This window comes from Moorena sp., from assembly GCF_982860115.1.
On the sequence record NZ_CEYLVT010000027.1, the window covers coordinates 1 to 18,265 of the forward strand.

Below are 18,265 nucleotides of genomic sequence, written 5' to 3' on the forward strand. Positions count from 1 at the left end.
CGGGAATCGGGAATCGGGAATCGGGAATCGGGAGTCGGGAGTCGGGAGTCGGGAGTCGGGAGTCGGGGGCGTTGCTGAATCAAGAAATGAATAGGAGTAGAGTGGGCATCCTGCCCGCCCGAAAATATATTGAAACTGGCAAGATGCCAGTTCCACCGCAAGATGCCCATTCCACAAAACTTTTGAAATCATTCCATTATTAAGCAACGCCGAGTAGGGAGTAGGGAATTGGAAGCAGCGAGGTCTTGGAGGTTTCCACGACAGTTGCTGATTATGTTCAACTCCCATCTCCCCACACCTCCTACACCTCCTACACCTCCCACACTCCCCACACCTCCCTCTCTTTCCCGATTCCCGATTCCCGATTCCCGATTCCCTTCCAATAGCGCTACAATTCCAAACCCCCCTGCTGCAACTTCTTAAAGGGATCCAGAACTAAATCCATAATCCGACGCTGCCGGACAATTACCTCTGCTGTTGCGGTGTCCCCTGGGCGGAGAGCAATACATTCCTTTGGTGTGGGCATACAGGTTTTATTGAGTTTAATTTCTAGGTCATAAGTAGGCACTTTACCCTGCTCCGTTTCTGTAACCTTGGAGGTTGGAGAAATCTTGATTACCGTTCCCTCTACTACTCCATAGTCTTGAAAAGGATAAGCATCAAACTTCATTTTTACTGCCATTCCTTCCCGTAAGGAGCCACTTTCTGAAATAGCGATCTGGGCTCGCAGGGAAAGGAAGGACTCTTTTGGGGCAATCTCGACGATAGTGTCTCCAGGTTGCACCACAGCCCCAGCACTTTTGATCGGGGACTGAAACACGATTCCCTCGATCGGGGCGGCTAACATCCTTTGATTTAACTGAAATTCCAAGGATTTAATCTGACTTTTAGTCTGAGATAGTTCGGCTTGGAGGGTAGTAATTTGGGTTTCTATATTATTGAGTTGTTCCTCACTTTTTAGTAACGCTAGTTTACCAGAATGAACCAAGGTTTTATAACTTCGTTCTTGCTCTTGCAAGCGCAGGCGAGCTTGTTTAATATCAGCGGAGGCTTGATGAATGGTCTTTTCATAACTACCTTGTTGCTCTTTCAGGCGAGACTGAGCTTGTTTTATTTCTAATTCAGTTCTGATGATAGTTTTCTGGGCTTCTTTGGCTGACTGTTGCACATCTAAAAAGCGTTCTTTGGACAAAACCCCTTCTTCATAAGCGTTTTTGTAACGGGGAATTTTTTCCTCAGCACTTTCTAAACGAATGGTTTCTAATTCATAGGCAACCTTGCTAGAGTCTATCGCCCCTCGTGCCTGCTCTATTTGTGCCAATAGTTCTTCTTTTTGTAAACTGTAGGCGAACTTGAAGGCTTCCAGATTCTGCCGTGCTTGCTCGACTTGCGCCTGTTTTTCTAACTCTTGAGCTTGGTTTTGTTGCTCCTGGGTACGCAGAGCTAGTATCAATTGGTTTTTCAGCACTTCTAATTGATTCAGGCGATTCTGTTGCCCTTCTAATTTTTTTTGTTCCTGCTGAAGTTCAGTGCTAACTAACTCTGATTCCAGTTCTAGTAAGGTTTGACCAGCCGTTACCAATTCCCCTTCTTTGACCTTAATTGCTGCTACGGTTCCTGCCACTGGAGCATCAAGTTTGATAGTTTCCCCCGTAGGTTCCAATCTTCCTCTGGCTTTCCCGGTCTCATCCACCTGAGCGAATATCGCCCAAGGTAACGCAATACCGATAAATACCATCAAAAAATACAGTAATCCCCTTGTCCAAACCTGGGGTAATGTATCAAGCAGTTCCTTAGTAGCATAAGACCAGTCATGACCCTGGAGTGGTTGATCATTCCTAAGTTGAGGAGTCGTTTCTTGGGTGAGTAACTCCTCATAGCGACGCTGGTCTGGAATAGTTTGAGTAGGACTATGTCCATTCAATGTATGATTTTCAGGCATAGCAGTATTTCCATTTGAGTTGTGAACAGAATCTTTTAAGGAAAGGCAAGAGGCAAAAGGCAATAGGCAAAAGGCAATAGGCAATAGGCAATAGGCAATAGGCAATAGGCAATAGGCAAGAAAGAGGCAATAGGCAATAGGCAATAGGCAAGAGTAATCAACGGATTTTTTCCCACACCCCACACCCCACACCCCACACCCTACTCCCTACTCCCCACACCCCACACCCCACACCCCACACCCTATTCCCTGCGCTATAACTGCTGCTGATTCAGATAAAAATAATGTCCTCGCTTTGCCATTAAGTCTTCGTGAGTACCGCTTTCAATCAATACCCCTCTATCGAGCACTAAAATCAGGTCAGCTTTCCGTACGGTAGAAAGACGGTGAGCAATCACTAGGGTGGTGCGGTTTTTGAGAATAGTATTGAGATTGGTCTGAATAATCCGCTCCGATTCCGCATCCAGGTGGGAGGTGGCTTCATCGAAAATTAATAAGCGGGGATTTCCCAAGAGGGCGCGAGCAATGGCTAAACGCTGTCGCTGTCCTCCAGACAACATGCCTCCTCCCTCGCCAATCTCGGTTTCATAGCCCATGGGCAGTTTTTGGATAAATTCATCGGCACCGGCCAGTTTCGCTGCTGCGATAATTTCTTCTAAGGTGGCTGAGGGATAAGCCAGACCGATGTTTTCTCGAATTGTTCCTCCAAACAAAAAGGTATCTTGATCCACCACACCAATTTGCTGGCGCAAGGAGCCTAAAGAAAGACTGGTGATATCTTGCCCATCAATCAACACCTTCCCATCTGACGGAAGATACAGCCCCAACATCAACTTGGAAATCGTGCTTTTCCCGGAACCACTGCGCCCCACTAGGGCGACCATTTGCCCTGGTTTTACCTCAAAACTAAGATTTTCCAGAACATTGCTCTCACTTTCTGGGTGATAGCGGAAGGTGACCTGATCAAAACGAATATGACCGCGCAATTCAGGTAATGATTGCCGTGCTTGATGGTGCAAATCTTCTTCTGGTTGGTAATCCAGCACATCATTGATGCGCTCCATAGCAATCACGACTTCCTGAAATTCATTCCACAGTACGGTGATCCGCTGGAAAGGCCTGATCACCTGACCCAGTAACATATTAAAAGCCACCAATTGCCCAATGGTGAGCTGATTTTGAATCACCAACCATGCCCCAAACCAGAGCAGTGCCGTAGTGGCTAACCCTTCGATGGTATTGCTGAAAATCTGGAGTCGATTGCTAATCACTTGCCCAGAAAAGTTAGTTTTAACTTCTTTATTTAATAACTCTTCCCAATGCCAGCGTACGGTTTGCTCAACTGCTGTAGACTTGACAGTGCGAACACCAGAAAGCACTTCAATCAGATAACTGCTTTCTTTTGCGATCGCATTAAATACTTCCCGAGAAATTCGTTTTAAAAACGGTGTAGAAATCAACGCCAGCAGGAAAAAGGGTGGTACAATCACCAAAATTAGCAGCGCCATCTTCCAACTGTACCAAAACATCAATCCCACATAGATAAAAACTGTTAGTAAATCTAGCAGGATAGATAACGCTTCACCGGTTAGAAACCGCTCAATTTTACGATTTTCCTGAATGCGGGAGGTAATATCACCCACAAAACGAGACTCAAAGAAACCCAAAGGTAATCGCAAGGTATGGCTGATAAACCCCACAATCAGTGCTAGGTCTACCTTATTCGCCGTGTGGTCAAGCAAATATTGCCGCAACCCGGTAATCGCAACCCGAAACATAGTAAACATCAGCAATCCTAACCCCACAGCAGTTAGGGTGAGGGTGCTCCGTTGCACCACCACTCGGTCTAAAATTATCTGGGTAAATATGGGGGTAACCAGACCGAATATCTGGATCATCATGGAAGCAAAAAACACCTCCAGCAACACAACACTGTGAGGCTTTACCAACTCAAAAAATTGCCAGAAGGAGGTCTTACTTTCTTTGGTATCCTTCAGGATTGCTGTGGGTTCCAGTAGCAGTGTATAACCAGTCCAATCTGCTTTGAATTCCTGATGACTGAGAGTTTTCTGACCAAGAGCAGGGTCACCAATTACCACATGCTTGTTGGTAATTTCATAAACAACAATAAAGTGTTTTCCTTCCCAGTGGACAATGGCAGGTAGCTGTTGTTTTGCCAGTCGATCCAGACTAGCTTTCACCGGTCGAGTGGAAAAGCCAATACTTTCCGCTGCTGCTGATAGTCCCCGCAATGAAGCACCATTACGGTCAGCATTGGAGATATCTCGCAAGCGATTAACACTGAATCGTTTCCCCCAATAGCGACCGATCATCACCAGACAGGCAGCACCGCAGTCAGAACCACTCTGTTGGGCAAAAAACGGATAGCGCCGAGTCACTCGCTGCCACAAATGACCAACCTTTTGAGTAGGGCTAGGAAAGTAAGCTTTGCTGATGGTTTGCTTGGGTTTTTCGTCTCCGGAGGTGGGGATATCTTTCTTCTCCCCCACTCTTTTTACTTCTCCCACTCTCTCTTTCTGCGACTCTCCCAAAGCACTCTCCGAAGGCATCAGCAGGGAATTTTGCCCTTGAGCCTGACGATAAAAATGCTCGCGGATTTGGGGATGTTTGCTAATCAGGGGAAATAACAGTTCCGGAGTTAGATAACAGAGCTTGGTTTTAAGGGAAGCTCTGGCTGAGTAGGACTCAAAAGACTCCTCTGGAAAGAAAGTACACTCCCCAAAGGAAGCTCCGGCTTCTAGATTGGTAATTAACTCCCCCGCGCTATTAATCAGTCTGACCTTTCCGGAAATCACAATATAAATGCCAGCCTCAGCATCTGTTGACTGCCAAAATTGACCGACCGTTGGCTCGCGATATTTTATTTGTTTGAGACAGCGTGATACCTCTAATTCTGAAAGAGAATGGCCTAGAGTATGGGCGAGTTGCTCAGGAGAAATCAGTGAATTAGATGTAGGATTAGATCTAGATGTATGTCGAACCATCATCTTATGCCATGTTGCTGGGATTGAATAGCCAAAAACTATTGGACTCGGAGCCATTAGCGGATTTTAGGTCAGAAATTAAGATGCTGTGACCATCGTTTTCCTGTCTGCTAGGGGAGTTAACCTTTCTCCGTGTTGGTATAGTCGATAATCCCATCTGCTTGAGCAATCGTTGCAGGTGGCGATTGCTCAGTTCAATCCCCAATTCTTTCGCCAGATGTTTGTTTAACCAATTCACTGTCCAACGGCGAAAGGAATACCCATAATCCCGGGGACTCTGGTTAATCAGTTCCTTCAAACGGTCTAAATACTCCTCATTAACTGCCTTGGGGCGACCAATGGGACAATCCTGCCATTGGTGAGCCATCCCACTACGAGCGATATGCATCCAATGTCTTACTGTTGCGGCACAACACCCCAAGGTTTGACAAATTTCCGTTTGAGATTTGCCCTGATCTGCCAATAACATAATTTGAATCCGCTGACGGTAGGACTCATGTAAATCCTCTTCGAGGCTTTTTTGGAGTAGTTTGCGTTGGAAGGCTGTTAAATAATGACTTTGAGAAATTTTGGCCTCTTTACCTTGATTGTTGTCCATATCAAATTGAAGTAAGGTAAAACACAGTAGATCCTGTGCTCCGTCGAGATTAACAACGGGAGTTTTTTCTGGGAGTTTTTTCTGTCGGAAAAACTATGGGTTGCCAAAAAGTAGATGTAGTTTAAACCCTGAAAAGCTATAACGCTGCGCGCTTGGGATCAGGGCACTTCGGATCAGGGCACTTCGGATCAGGAAACAGCAGGAAACAGCAATGCAGCGCGGTCTTGGGGAGGGGCTGTGTGCGGAACACCGCGATTCTCCTTTGGAGACACTACGTGAACGCACCTGTCTTGATGCAGTCGCTCATGGGGGAAACCCCCGCATGAAGGCGCTGCATCGCTCTCCAGCCCCGTGGAAACCCCCACTCGCGCTTTGCATCAAGACAGGTGCGGACGCAGGTGACCCACGCAGCCCCTCCCCATGAGCAACAACGCGCTTTGAGATTGGTTTGAGCAATTATTATTCCCTTGAATTTGGAAACACCATTAGACCCATTGCAATAGCTAGGTTTTTAGTGGAGTGGAAGCCTGAGTTAATGCATTTCCCTGGGTAGTAATTTAAAGGTGAGTGTCATACTTCACCATTTGCCACATGAGCTGAGTGTTTTGGTCCGCGAACCATTACGATGGCTACAAGCTGCTACATGTATAAGCAATGTTGAGTTGGTAGTCACGGCTTCTTTGCCTATTATTCCTTAATTATAGCTAATGCTGACAGTACCCAAAAGGGTACTGTTTCACTGCACTTTCTGTGTTAAGGCAATATGTATAATATCCATTTAAATTTAAGTCCGAGCCACTATTGATGTGTAGGCGTAATCGGCCAGAATTGGTATGAAAACCTCTCTGGGTAAGGGAAAAAGGTCAATTGCCTGAAAGTGAATACTTAATGATATACGCCTCCAAGGTGAATCGCCCTCCCCATCTAGGTTGATCAGTCATGGGATTGCAAGATTTTGTCAAAGTCCCGTTATCTGGTATTTGATTCATGACTACAACTCATCCTTACTGGTTTAGGAAAACCAAGAGCATCAAGCTTTATGGTTCTCCTCACTCTAATTAATCTCTCCAAAAATTCAATTTTTATACAATTTTATGTAAAGTTTTGTAACGAATATTAGGGTCATGATCCAGGCAATTCAACCTATGATTGCTAAACTAAACCACGATTAGGATTAAATTCAACATCTGGAGCAGGCTTGGGGAGAACTGGTTGAGGAAATTTTGCTTTTGCGATCGCGTAGCGTGACCGTAGGTCAATCCCGTAGCGTGACCGTAGGTCAATCGCCTTTGGCGGGCTCTTCGAGCGATCGCATAACCTTTGTGCCCCACAGGAGTCTCAATCTGCTCAATTAATTTGCCTTGCAATTAAGTAGCCAAAAAGCGGGATAAAAACGGATTTTTTAGGGTATAATGGACACAGATGCCAACTAGCGTGAGCGATGCCTAATCGCAAGAAAAAATCAGGTACAATTAAGAAGCTTTCAACCCAGGTAGTCCCAGTAATTGGGATGTCAATGACGGTTGAAGCTGAGCTTTTTGCCATGATGGATCGTTTAGGCGTAGTTCGCTCTGAGTCCTATAACAAGCTGGGCAGCGTCAGTCATTGGGGACTTGATTGGAGGAAAGCTTATCCAGAAGTCAGAGCTTTTAGGACTCCAGAGTCTTTAGGGTTGCCATCCAAGCTAATGGAATGGACGGTTAGTGATGTCGCTAAAGCCATTAGTGCCCAACAAGCCGCTTGTATTGAAGCATTAGGAAAAATTCTGCATCAACAATTTCCAGGCAAAGAGAACGAAAAACGACGTTCTCAGTGCTACAAGCAATTATCGAGTTCTAGTTTTCTAGAGGATCCATTTCTACATCGAATTGTCAGGAAAACTTTTCAGCGTGGCCATTCTTGGGTAAATAATCAAATAGTCTACCAACAAAATGGTTACTCCTGTAAGCGAATATCTAGACACACTTATCAGTTAGAAATGGCGGGATTACGTAGAGGGAAACGGAATCGAATTCTCGTAAGGTCTAATCGAAAAATAACTGGACAGATTAGACTAATTCACAATCAAGATTTCCAGCGTTTTGAAATCCATTTTTTGGTTGATCATGGAATTGTCAATATTGCCAAGGAAAGTCGTTTTCTGGGCGTAGATAAGGGTTACACAGAAGCGTTTTACGATTCAGATGGCCGTGCCCATGGTCTGGGCTTAGGCAAATTGGCAAGTAATAAGTCTGATAGAATTACTCAGAAAAACCGCCATCGTGGAAAATTGTGGGCACTGCATCGAAAGTTAAAAAAAATCGACCCGGCCAAATCAGCTCGCATACTAGAAAATAATCTGAGCAGAAAAACGGAAAATCGTCGCTACAGAAAAGACCAGGCAGGAATTATAGCCATTATAGGCGCTGCAAGTAGGTCACTTTTTAATGGGGAATCATTGAAAGTCTTCGCAGAAGATTTAACCGAACCAATCAAAGGGAAACGTCAATCATTAGCAATGTCTCGAAAATTGAATAGCTGGATGAAAGGAGCTATTCGAGACTCTTTACAAAAATGGGCTAACTGGACTGGTTCAGTAGTTTTAGAAATTCAGCCAAGCTACACGTCGCAAGTTGACTCCTTTTCTGGCACCCTGTTAGGGGTCAGGAAAGGGGACACCGAACCCATATTTAATGGGGTCGTGTTGCAGGCTGATCACAATGCTGCACGGAATATTCTTGGTCGTGGTACAGATCACGAGATCTCCCGGTATACGAAAAGGGAAGAAGTCCAAGCAGTATTGTTGCGTCGTACCGCGCGTTTCCTGGAAGGTATGGACTTGAGTTTAGCTGATGCGGTTAAGCTAGGATGGGTTGATTCTAAGCATAGCAGAACTCAAGCTTTTAGGGATCTCCTTGTCGGGATGCAAGGAACGCTTAGATAGTGAGTGGAAGGTTCGACTCCAGTTACTGCTTGACAACTCCTCACTCAAGCAACAATAAATTGACCTTGACCGATTTATCCGGGTTTACCCCGATTAATCACGGTTTAAGAGTATCCCACAAACCATACCAATTCCTAACTGCCAACCATACTGTAGAGAGCAATCCCGCCAGGCTCAAGGTCAGACCACTGTAAGGAACCAGTAACCCAAACACAGGTAGTATCGCTCCAGCAATGGTACACACCACTGCTGCCCAAGAAGTATAACGGGTTTTCCCTAACCCCCAAACAAGTACCAGCAACACCAAAGAAATACCAGTCCAAGCCAACTGAGGATTCATCACTCGGCTCAGATAAGTCAGCGTGAGCAGACAAGCAAAGAAAATTCCCCCAGCAATCATCACATTCCGTAAGTGCAGTGGTACAGATAAATACAGCAGAAGCAACCACCACAGAAACAACCCAGGCGCTAACAACAGCAGACGAGGAATCACCCCTGTATTCCTGACTGGATCAGTAGCTGTGAATACTCCAAAGGGGTTTAGCACTGAAACATTATCCTCAAATCTCCAAGTAAACACTGTAGTTTTCCCCTTGACACTAGTCTCAGTCGGAGCAATTCCACTAGCAAAGTCAGCTTTAGGAAAATTTGCCTGTACCGTCAGGCGGAAGTTAGACACCAATTCTTTACCAGCTGTGTAAATCCACCGTGGTCCCCCTTGAGCTTGGTACGTGACACGGAAACTGGTGGATTGACCTGGTTCTAGACGCAATGGAAAACTGTAGTTACCCGGATTGGTGGGGTTTAATCGCTCACCCTCCCGTTCTACCCGGAAATCTTGCAACAGGGAGTAGCTGTAAGGTTCTCTCACCTCAAAAAATAGCTCCTCTGCTTCTGCAAGGGAGTTGGTGACTTTGTAGTCAGCAGCAAAGTCAATGCGGTAGTTATTACGACGGTCTTGGAGATTAGGAATTTGGTCAATCTTGACCTGAATATCAGAGCTAGTGAGGGCTAGCCAGCGGTTCACTTGGCGAGTATCCTCGATCTCGACAGGTTTCCCTTTAACTGTAGTGGTGTAAGTATAAGGTTCCTCGATCACATAGCGAACCTGGGGTGCCGCTTGTTCCAGTCGTAATCCAGCTACGGTGTGTGCCACTTGAACTACCCGATCCTGTTCCCAATGATGGTAGCGATTGGCCAAGGTTGAACATAGAAAGAAACCTGATACTAAGATTGCCAAAATCACCACCCCGTGTTGGCATCCCCGCAATAGTGCAGAATAGCGCACCACCCACTCTCCCACAAAAATTGCTTGCTCTGGCTCGGCACGGCGCAAGGCAATGCTCAGCAGCGCAATCACAATTCCTAAAGCAAGTATAAATAGCGCCAGCACTCCCAATACAGTGAGTAATTTGCTGCCAAACTCGATTAACTCATTAGGATGGGTGAGATCAGGTAAGTTTGGGATACCTCGGGGACTGTTAAACATAACCAGTTGGTGTGACAATCATTGTAATCTTCTAGTACAAAGACGGTTAACTCTGATCAGGAGTTTCTGGCAAAAACCCTACCGACTATCAACTAATCGATAGCCATATACCTAATAGGAATGCCTGTAGTAATTGTGATAATTTTTGTTCCCTGTTCCCTGTTCCCTGTTCCCTGTTCCCTTTTCCCACGGCTAACTGTTAATACCTGACGCCTTATATTCACTTCTATCATTTATCGACTTGTAGAGATCATCAAGCCTTTTCTTTACCTCTGGGGGTTGGGATGTAAAACGGATATAAAACCCTAGATTTTCTGTTTCAAGTGATGTCACTTTAGCATAGATATCATCACTATATTCGGCTTGGTGTTGATTTAATAAATTCAAGCTTATATTACTTAGTTCTAGCGGTAAATCCTCTGTTCGTCTCTCGTAGGAACGCACTTTGCCTCCCTTAGCTGAAAGCTGAATTAAACTTCCGAGAAAAAGATTTTTACCGATATGCTTTCCTTCCAAAATTTTGTAGGTGAGTGGTATAGTTTTAGTAAGGGTAAAAAATTCTTCATCTTCTTTAGGTAGAAATAAATTGTATTCATCACCAATACCCACAATTTGATAGATAGTAATTGGCTGTTTAACCCCTTTTGGTTGTACCTGTTTGTGCCCGTGAGTCATCACGATGGACTTAACCTGTTCAAAGGTAGATTGTGAAATCAGAATTTGACCACCTATGGTATAGGATTCAATGCGATAGGTTAAGTTTACTTGGCTACCAACTACACTGTAATCGGTACGTTTTTCCGAGCCAATATTGCCCACCACAACATCACCTGTGTTGATACCAATACCCATTTCTAGAGGTGGATAGCCCCAGGCATTCATCGTTTCGTTGACAGGAACCATTGCCAATTGCATCGCCACAGCACAAGCAACTGCCCGTTTTGTATCGTCTTCTCTGGCCGTGGGAGCACCAAATAAAACCAAAATTCCATCACCCATGAACTTATCAATGGTTCCTTGGTATTTAGTAATTACCTCTGACATATGTTTCAGATAGAGGTTGAGGATTTGAACCACTTCTTCGGGAAGCAATCGTTCTGATAGGGCTGTAAATCCTCTTAAATCAGAGGTTAGTATGGTGAGAGTTTTGCGCTGGCCTCCCAGTTTCAATTCTTCGGGTTTTTCCAGTAATTTATCTACTACTTCTTTACTCAGGTAACGCCCAAAAATCTGACTAATTATTTGATTCCTTTTTTCTAAATCTTGGTTAGCTTCAGCCAAAGCAGCCGTGCGTTCCCTAACCCGCCTTGTTAATTCCTTTGCTGTTTGACGCAATCTACCGATAACCAACATTAGCCCTGAGAGTGCCAACACGGATAGTCCTCCTAAGGTGATAAATGTACTCCTCAAACTCATTTGTGTATACACCACAAATTTATCTAGAGGCTGAATGATTTCCAAAACACCTCTGACCTCTCCTACTTTCCAGTCCATCCTGGGACTATCCGGATGGCTGTTATGACAAGCAATGCAGCTAGGCTCCATAATGATGGCTTCTGCATATCGAAATGAAGAACGACCTTGGATCTGCTCTTGGCGAAAAAATGACTGAGTGGGATATTTCCTCAAGAACTTGAGTGCATCCCATTCAAAATCATCTTTCGGACCCCCTTCGGCTTGTCGATGGGGAAATGGATAATCACTGTAAAGCCTGATTAAAGCTCCCCTATCATTGGCACTGATGCGCGAACCCAGTTCTATCACATAGGTAGCTGGATTAGGAATTGCCCCTTTTTTGGTGGTGTAGTCATGGGTAACGGTAATCCCATGAACAGTTTGAGCACGACTAACCACGTCAGTACTGTAGAGGTTACGTGCCTCATTAATAACTTGAGCGGATAAGGCTGAATACTCTAGTGCATGGGATTTAATTAGATCCATAGAGAGACGAGACATGCTTGAGAGGGCAATTCCCACTCCCAGGCAAAACATGATCGTTAGAACCAGGATTATTCTCTGAAAAATTAGCTTTAGTAACCAGTTCCAGAATTTAAAAATTAGGTGTCGCATCCCATAGAAACCCCAACCGAAAAGCGTGTTATTCAAAATTACTTTCACCCCTGGTTGAGAAGACAATCTCAGAGGTGATAGTTATAGAGTTCCCTGAAATGCTGGCAAAACCTAAATTTCGCTTCCGGAAGGACTAATACCTAATAGTTCACTCGAGCCAATTTGAAAAATCCTGGGAAAATTTCTCAAGAGACAACAACTGAATTTTCGGGTCATTACAAGCAGATTCTTGCTCAGTTTTTGTATTGTAGCCCCAATCAGCTAGATAGAGTTTCACCGGTTTGAGGTCTGGCTGTTGTTGCACAGATTGAAGGGTTTTGAGCCGATCTTCCACAAACCATAGTGTTACGGCTTCCCCTGGAAAAGTTTCAATTAATTGTCGTAGGGTTTGATGTTTGGGTCGTTTGGACTCCTTGCCAATAATTCTGTCTTGTGGTAATTTTATACCTTGTTGCAGCAATAGCTGGTTGATAAAGCGTCCTTCTTTAGTAGAAACAATATATACCTGTGTCGTATTTGTGGAAAGTATTTGCTCCAATCGCTCAATCACACCGGGATAAAATTGGTGTAGACTCAACCAACCATCTAAATCGGTAGTAATCCATTTATCCCGAATAGTGTCTAACTGCTTGGCTGTATCGGTTCGGTCTTTGGTCTCGGAATTAACAATAGACTGGGCAACCGTAGACCAATTCTGCAAAATCTCGTCTTCTGGAATACCAAGAATCAGCGCGTGAATCAATATTGGCATTTCCCAGCCAGTTTCGATCACAGGTCGTAAGCGGTAGAAGCTAGGTGCTAAATTCTCGGGTGGTGTTTCACTGGCGGGTTTCCAAATTTGACAGTATGTACGCCACGCCGTCTGAAAATACTCTAATAGTCCGTTACACAGAACACCGTCAAAGTCGAGAGCCAGAATTGTGGGTACCATTTCACTTGATTAATACTTATGAATACTACAACTTACTATACTCAAAATTAAGGTAAAAAAGTCAAAGAGTTTAGCTTTACTTTTTTACCTTAATCTTTACCTTTATGCAATAAGAGATAGCCAGGTTTTAGTGAATTGGTATAATTTTATAGCACCCTCCTTGAGGACGGTCTTAATTGCTTCTTGACCCACGATCAGGGGCAGAAACTTGTGTAGTACAATCCATTGGTAATGCCAACGAACTAGAGAGTAGCCGTTAAATTGGAGTAAATCGTAGTAAAACCCCGCAAAACGTTCACTTATTCGGCTCCTCTGTAGGCGCTTTTGGCAGCACAGAAGACGTTGTCTTCACCACCGTTGGCGTAATGGAGTAGGAACCTTTGGGCAGTCTACCCAAGCCCGGTATAATCGATGTCAGGAATAGCAACTGATTTCTAGACCGATTACACACCACAAGCATTACTGCTTATGGCTTTCCCCTGCGTCTTAATAACGTAGGGTTAGTTCTGTGTCGTCGTATCGCTTTTAAGCCTATGTTTCTAGCAGCATTTAAACCAGAATGAGCTTTGTATCCACCAGTGGTCGCCACATAATTAGCACCTTGCTGATAATCTAGATATTCCAACAATGAAGTGGGGAAATCATTCCCCCTCCATAGAAGGTTCCCCCATGGGTCTTGCCTAGAAGTATCTTTGGGATTGACTCTTAAAGTCAAGAGCCCATAGTCGTTGTAAGCAATATTCCTAACTTGCTCGAACAACTTAGATTTAAGCCAGTAAGCTCTTTTTTGGTTGGAGAGGCGAGAATATTTACCCTTGATTGGTTTTAAGTTGCCCAAATGCTCAAAAGCGATTAAACACGCGCCATAATGATGGGCAAAATTAACCAATCGACGAGCAAAATATCTTGCTACTGATACCTCTCTTCTACTAATTTTTTGCCATCTAGTAGAGCAAAATCCTTTGTGAACAATTCCGGTAGATCTCATCCGGGTTGCTATCAATCCTAGATCTCTCTTCCTACGCTTTATATGGTCTGTTTGATTGATGAAGTGTCTTGCTATTTCACAAACTTGACCTTTAGCGTCGATTTCTAAGATTGAAAGTATAGCGATATGACGGTTCAAATCCATATCTACGCCGCAGACTCTATAAGAATCCGCAGCCATTAATTTTTTTGCTCCTCCTGTTGCTGGTATGTATTTTTCTAAGGGGAAAGTGATGTAAGCGCCCTTTCCAAAGCATATAACCGATGGCGATCCTTTTACCCATTCATCAGATACTGGTGGAGCTTGATAGGAGAATTTAATCCATTTCCACTGCCCTTTAACCAGTATCTTCAAACAAATAGAATACCCATCATCATTCTTCCTTGTGCCTACATCAAAGCTAGGTGAAAAGTTAAATGATGATGGGTGCTTGGGTGGTCGATGGTGTTTTTGTCTTTTCGGTCTATTCTTCCATTTCACAAAGCTAGAGTGCCAAGAAGTCCAAGCTCCGATAGCTTTACGAATAGCAGAACGTCTTAATGGAGACGGAAACCTATCCCAGGGGAATTCGTATTCTGGTTCGTCACCTAAAATTTTACGTTCGTAATATCTCCATCCCCCATCTTTTGATACTGGAATGACAACACCTTGAGGATCTTCGTTGATAACTAAAAAGAACCAAAGAACGACATCGTTGTAAACTTTCTTGGTTTCAAGCAAGTCAAATCCGTTGCGCAATAACTTGCAACGCTTGGATTTGGTAACAATGTTAAATCCTTTTTTTCTTTTCAGCACAAAAATACAGTTAGAATTGTCTTCTCAATTATACTACTTGTATCTTCGATTCCCACCTGGTGAGCGTGTATACACAATCAAGCCATCGTCCGCCCATTTGGCTAGTGATTTTGGATGATAACCATATTTTTTGTAAGCTTGATTTGGGGTCAAATACATTTCGGGGGGATTTACTACGTTTTACCCCACTTTACTACGATTTAATGCCACCTAATTGCTAGACTGGGCTTCTTCAACCGTTGAATGCGAACGGCTTCGCCGTTCGCGTAAGCGCGGAAGCTGAGGCCAAAGGCCACGCTAAAAGCGAACGCTTCCCGAGCGTAGCGTGGCCTTTGGCCTTAAGAGCATCCCATTACTCACTAAATTACTGACTAAATATAGCGCTATATATAAATTAGCAGCTCTCAACGTATATAGCGTTTTCATTTCACCTGAAAATGCTATACTTGTTAAGCCAAACCACTATTCCTCCTCAAGGAACCATAAAAACTAATAGAAGTTACCACCTAACCCAGGGTTTTTGAGATCAAGTTTTTCGATGAGCCCTTGTCCAATGCTTATCAGGTGCATCTCATATTTGTAAATAAAGAAGGGAAGTGTGGGAAGTGTGGGGCCCGGGCGCGGCAAATGTGCCAATTTTCCCGCGAATTTTTTCCTAATTGTAAAAGCGATGCAGAGGTGCGACCCGTGGCGAATTTAATTACGGATCAAGCGCACCTAAGTGGTCTTGGGGAGGCAGCGCCGACCTGCGGGGGTTTCCCCCCATGAGCAACTGCCGTGGTTACCCCCATGAGTGCTTTGCATCAAGAAAGGATAAAGGTAAAGGGAAATTTTTCTGGTTCATCCCAGGTTACTGTAACTCTAAATCTTGACTATTGGTCAGAGAAATAACTTAAAAAACACGCTTCCTAGTAAGTTATTCCAGCCTCACAGGTGTGGGAATATAAATGAATATAAATTGGCCATAAATTCAATTAGTCGTTAACTAAAGTATAACTTATAGATAACTAAAAAACAATGGCAAACTATGGATTTTTTTTAAATTAATTTAAGTATTATAAAATTGCATAACTGAGTAAATACTACCAATCCATGTTTTTTTTTAACGAATCAACCATTGGATAAATTCTCAAGAGCAAACCCTAAGAGCATTTATTCGTTGTAGACTACAAATAATTTTAGCGAATCCATTTTTCATCAATTACCATAAAGAAAATAAGAGCTATAATAAACTTAGAGGTACAAAATGAATACTTGGGTAAAGTCAGAAGCTGCGTACCTAGAAAATCATCGCCCTTGGTACGAGGGACCTCATGGCACTTGCAATCTCCTCAAACCCACTCTAATCCACATGGGAGACGATAAGCCACTTCATTTGATGTTCCCTGTTCATTGGACTGAAGCTATAGATGCCTTACCTCAAGCTAAAACAATGGCACGGCAACTCGATGGGTTCTTAGTACTACTGCTTTATGGACAGGCATCTGACCAAGAAATTCAATCCTTGGTACTAGAATTAGCAGAAGCCCAAGTTCTCCCCCTGTGGCTAGGTTGGCAAAATAGGAAAAGGTTCGACCGCATTGTAGCGATGCTTTCTACGGATTCTGAACTGAATTGATGTCAGTGCATTATGATGTAAGTGCATAGTAAGGGTGCATTCAAGGCATTTAGCACTGATCTTGACAGTGCTTGCATGGTTTGTCACGAGGATTCTTTAGGAGTCAGACCTTGAATTATTGAAGCAATCCACATGAACATTATTAACATACTAGACAGAATCCAGCTGAGGTGATTAGGGCTTTTAATAAAACATTACGTGGTAAGATTCCGGTTTGACTGGTAAGAAAAGATAATGACTAACCATTGATATGATTTAACTATCAATATCTAGGAATTAGCCATTACCAAGTTTTTTTGGTAGCTATCTCCAGACCGACTATTCGAGTGAGGTTTTCGGTGACCGTCTTTCCATAGCCTTTTTTACAGCGACCATCTGAGACATAAGATGCTGAATTTTAGTGTAGAGTTGGTCAAACTCATCACTATTAAGGGGAGTTGGTTTCATCTGTGGCTCCTGAGCAGCATTGGGTGGAGCATAGGCTAGAAATGATTGAACCGATGGAAACCTAGCCGTAGCTGCTCGCACGTCCAATTCCGGTTTAGTGGGGGATTGAGTGGATGGTTCATGATCCACTGTTTGATGGGTAATTATTACAGGTTCAGTTACTGACCCAGTTTCGGCAATCGGATGGTAGTTTTTGGGCAAGGATTCAGAAGTGACTTGCTCAAGATTGGTAATTGGCTGGTAGTTGTCGTTCAAAGATAGTGAAGTGTCTTTCTCTGAGGTAAACTCCCTGAGTCCAGAAGCATCTAATCTAGAGTCTGAGAGCTGAAGTGTCTCTAACAATTCCTCCTTTTTCTTGAGATTTTCCTCAAGACCCGATAACTGTGCCTCTATATCAGACCGGTTGCGGTCAGCGGAGCGCCATCCGGTCATGGCCACTGTAGCAGTTCCTAGAGTCAGACTTAGTAGCGCTGCTAAGCCCAAGTAAGGTGTAGCTACGTCTATGAGTTTACCGTCAAACACTGGCTCCTCTTGCACTTCAATATTTAAAGGTCTAGAGCCAAACCAAGCGAGTGGTATGGTTAGGACTGCAAACAGTGCAGCTGAAAATACGATCGGTTTCAGGACAAATTGTTTAATCGGAGATGTCATAATCAGTAGTTTCCTTGGATAGTTGCCGCATCAGCCATTTAATCTGAGCCACGTAAGACTTTGCCAAGTTTTGATGAAGTTGTGAAGTGTTTAGTCTTTCGCTAACTTCTTATTGGTGGTCAGCGGCAGAAGTAGTTTTTTGTAGCTGCACCCTTTAATACTTTGGCTTTTCTTTAAATTAATCCGTAGTTATCCCATGTTTGATAAAAGTTTTATGAAACCCTTCACTACGTTTATGAATTTTACATGAATAAGTAGTGAAGGTATATTTGTAGGAATAAGTAGTGAAGGTATATTTGTAGGAATAAGTAGTTAAGGTATATAAACCCCTTCTAGATTGAAACTTGCAGTTCCTAGTGATCACCTGAGAACTTTACAATTCAAGAGAACTTTACAATTCAAAGGTTATGTAGGTCAGAAGACTTCCTGAGAAAGGGACGGTTTTCAAAGTAGACCTGGTGAAAACTAAAAAGGGTTATAGAGCTAAAACCCATGTTCAATAAGGGTTTGACTGTATGCACCCCAAAAATTTGTTGAGTTTTTTACATACCTACCCTGGCTTAGTCTTTGGAATCTGTTAGGTGCGCGCCTCCAAGGCCGCGAGGGATTGCTCGCGGCCTTGGGTCGCACCTCAAAATACTTTGTGAAGGTTGTGTGCCCCCCAGAAATTCCTTAGGTGCGCTTTCCAATGGGCGAGTAAATCGCCCTTGGGTCGCACCTATAGGTGCGCGCCTCTAGCCTTTACCCATCAAGCATTACAAGATTTTTAATCAGGGGAATTGTATGGTTTCAGTTTTGAGAAGATACA

General features: G+C 43.7%; 13 protein-coding genes and 1 pseudogene. 3 read left to right on the forward strand and 11 right to left on the reverse strand.

Annotated elements, in window-relative coordinates; all coding sequences use genetic code 11:
* Positions 1-192 (reverse strand): annotated as a pseudogene (locus AC4II3_RS07280) (hypothetical protein); the annotation flags it as partial.
* Between the two features lie 53 nt (positions 193-245).
* Between AC4II3_RS07280 and AC4II3_RS07285 the strand changes: the two are divergent.
* The gene (locus AC4II3_RS07285) at positions 246-386 is read left to right on the forward strand and encodes a hypothetical protein (RefSeq protein ID WP_488029174.1); all 141 of its coding nucleotides are present in this window, start codon (positions 246-248) and stop codon (positions 384-386) included.
* Between the two features lie 2 nt (positions 387-388).
* Here AC4II3_RS07285 and AC4II3_RS07290 read toward each other — a convergent pair whose 3' ends face one another.
* From AC4II3_RS07290 to AC4II3_RS07310, 5 genes are all read right to left on the reverse strand, one after another.
* Positions 389-1,942, reverse strand: a complete 1,554-nt coding sequence (locus AC4II3_RS07290; protein ID WP_488029175.1) for a beta-barrel domain-containing protein — start codon at positions 1,940-1,942, stop codon at positions 389-391.
* Positions 1,943-1,977: 35 nt separating this feature from the next.
* A complete protein-coding gene (locus AC4II3_RS07295) occupies positions 1,978-2,139 on the reverse strand; it encodes a hypothetical protein (RefSeq protein WP_488029176.1) in 162 nt (53 codons plus the stop codon).
* 57 nt (positions 2,140-2,196) lie between these two features.
* Positions 2,197-4,947, reverse strand: a complete 2,751-nt coding sequence (locus AC4II3_RS07300; RefSeq protein ID WP_488006650.1) for a peptidase domain-containing ABC transporter — start codon at positions 4,945-4,947, stop codon at positions 2,197-2,199.
* 4 nt (positions 4,948-4,951) lie between these two features.
* Entirely contained in the window at positions 4,952-5,545 is a 594-nt protein-coding gene (locus AC4II3_RS07305) for a helix-turn-helix domain-containing protein (protein WP_488006596.1), read from the reverse strand.
* 1,157 nt (positions 5,546-6,702) lie between these two features.
* The gene (locus tag AC4II3_RS07310) at positions 6,703-6,912 is read right to left on the reverse strand and encodes a hypothetical protein (protein WP_488006597.1); all 210 of its coding nucleotides are present in this window, start codon (positions 6,910-6,912) and stop codon (positions 6,703-6,705) included.
* A 74-nt stretch (positions 6,913-6,986) separates the two neighbouring features.
* On the opposite strand from AC4II3_RS07310, the gene AC4II3_RS07315 reads away from it, so the two are divergent.
* Positions 6,987-8,468 (forward strand): nuclease/transposase family protein, encoded by a 1,482-nt coding sequence (locus AC4II3_RS07315; RefSeq protein WP_488006599.1) that lies wholly within the window; start codon positions 6,987-6,989, stop codon positions 8,466-8,468.
* Between the two features lie 97 nt (positions 8,469-8,565).
* Here AC4II3_RS07315 and AC4II3_RS07320 read toward each other — a convergent pair whose 3' ends face one another.
* From AC4II3_RS07320 to AC4II3_RS07335, 4 genes are all read right to left on the reverse strand, one after another.
* The gene (locus tag AC4II3_RS07320; RefSeq protein ID WP_488006601.1) at positions 8,566-9,957 is read right to left on the reverse strand and encodes a hypothetical protein; all 1,392 of its coding nucleotides are present in this window, start codon (positions 9,955-9,957) and stop codon (positions 8,566-8,568) included.
* A gap of 192 nt (positions 9,958-10,149) precedes the next feature.
* Positions 10,150-11,913: an adenylate/guanylate cyclase domain-containing protein gene (locus AC4II3_RS07325; protein WP_488006603.1), complete on the reverse strand. Its 1,764-nt coding sequence runs from the start codon at positions 11,911-11,913 to the stop codon at positions 10,150-10,152.
* Positions 11,914-12,175: 262 nt separating this feature from the next.
* Positions 12,176-12,958, reverse strand: a complete 783-nt coding sequence (locus AC4II3_RS07330) for an HAD family hydrolase (RefSeq protein ID WP_488006605.1) — start codon at positions 12,956-12,958, stop codon at positions 12,176-12,178.
* A gap of 466 nt (positions 12,959-13,424) precedes the next feature.
* Positions 13,425-14,741, reverse strand: coding sequence for a nuclease/transposase family protein (locus AC4II3_RS07335; protein WP_488006607.1), 1,317 nt, complete (start codon positions 14,739-14,741; stop codon positions 13,425-13,427).
* Positions 14,742-15,987: 1,246 nt separating this feature from the next.
* On the opposite strand from AC4II3_RS07335, the gene AC4II3_RS07340 reads away from it, so the two are divergent.
* The gene (locus tag AC4II3_RS07340) at positions 15,988-16,359 is read left to right on the forward strand and encodes a hypothetical protein (protein WP_488006609.1); all 372 of its coding nucleotides are present in this window, start codon (positions 15,988-15,990) and stop codon (positions 16,357-16,359) included.
* A gap of 318 nt (positions 16,360-16,677) precedes the next feature.
* Here the strand turns inward: AC4II3_RS07340 and AC4II3_RS07345 are convergent, their stop codons facing one another.
* Complete coding sequence (locus AC4II3_RS07345) at positions 16,678-17,457, reverse strand: hypothetical protein (protein ID WP_488006611.1); 780 nt, start codon at positions 17,455-17,457, stop codon at positions 16,678-16,680.
* Positions 17,458-18,265 lie beyond the last annotated feature (808 nt).

Excerpts from the sequence above, each read along its gene's own strand:
- AC4II3_RS07290 (WP_488029175.1), bottom strand. The coding sequence starts at position 1,942 with ATGCCTGAAAATCATACATTGAATGGACATAGTCCTACTCAAACTATT.
- AC4II3_RS07300 (WP_488006650.1), bottom strand. The coding sequence starts at position 4,947 with ATGGTTCGACATACATCTAGATCTAATCCTACATCTAATTCACTGATT.
- AC4II3_RS07305 (WP_488006596.1), bottom strand. The coding sequence starts at position 5,545 with ATGGACAACAATCAAGGTAAAGAGGCCAAAATTTCTCAAAGTCATTAT.
- AC4II3_RS07315 (WP_488006599.1), top strand. The coding sequence starts at position 6,987 with ATGCCTAATCGCAAGAAAAAATCAGGTACAATTAAGAAGCTTTCAACC.
- AC4II3_RS07320 (WP_488006601.1), bottom strand. The coding sequence starts at position 9,957 with ATGTTTAACAGTCCCCGAGGTATCCCAAACTTACCTGATCTCACCCAT.
- AC4II3_RS07325 (WP_488006603.1), bottom strand. The coding sequence starts at position 11,913 with ATGTCTCGTCTCTCTATGGATCTAATTAAATCCCATGCACTAGAGTAT.
- AC4II3_RS07330 (WP_488006605.1), bottom strand. The coding sequence starts at position 12,958 with ATGGTACCCACAATTCTGGCTCTCGACTTTGACGGTGTTCTGTGTAAC.
- AC4II3_RS07340 (WP_488006609.1), top strand. The coding sequence starts at position 15,988 with ATGAATACTTGGGTAAAGTCAGAAGCTGCGTACCTAGAAAATCATCGC.
- AC4II3_RS07345 (WP_488006611.1), bottom strand. The coding sequence starts at position 17,457 with ATGACATCTCCGATTAAACAATTTGTCCTGAAACCGATCGTATTTTCA.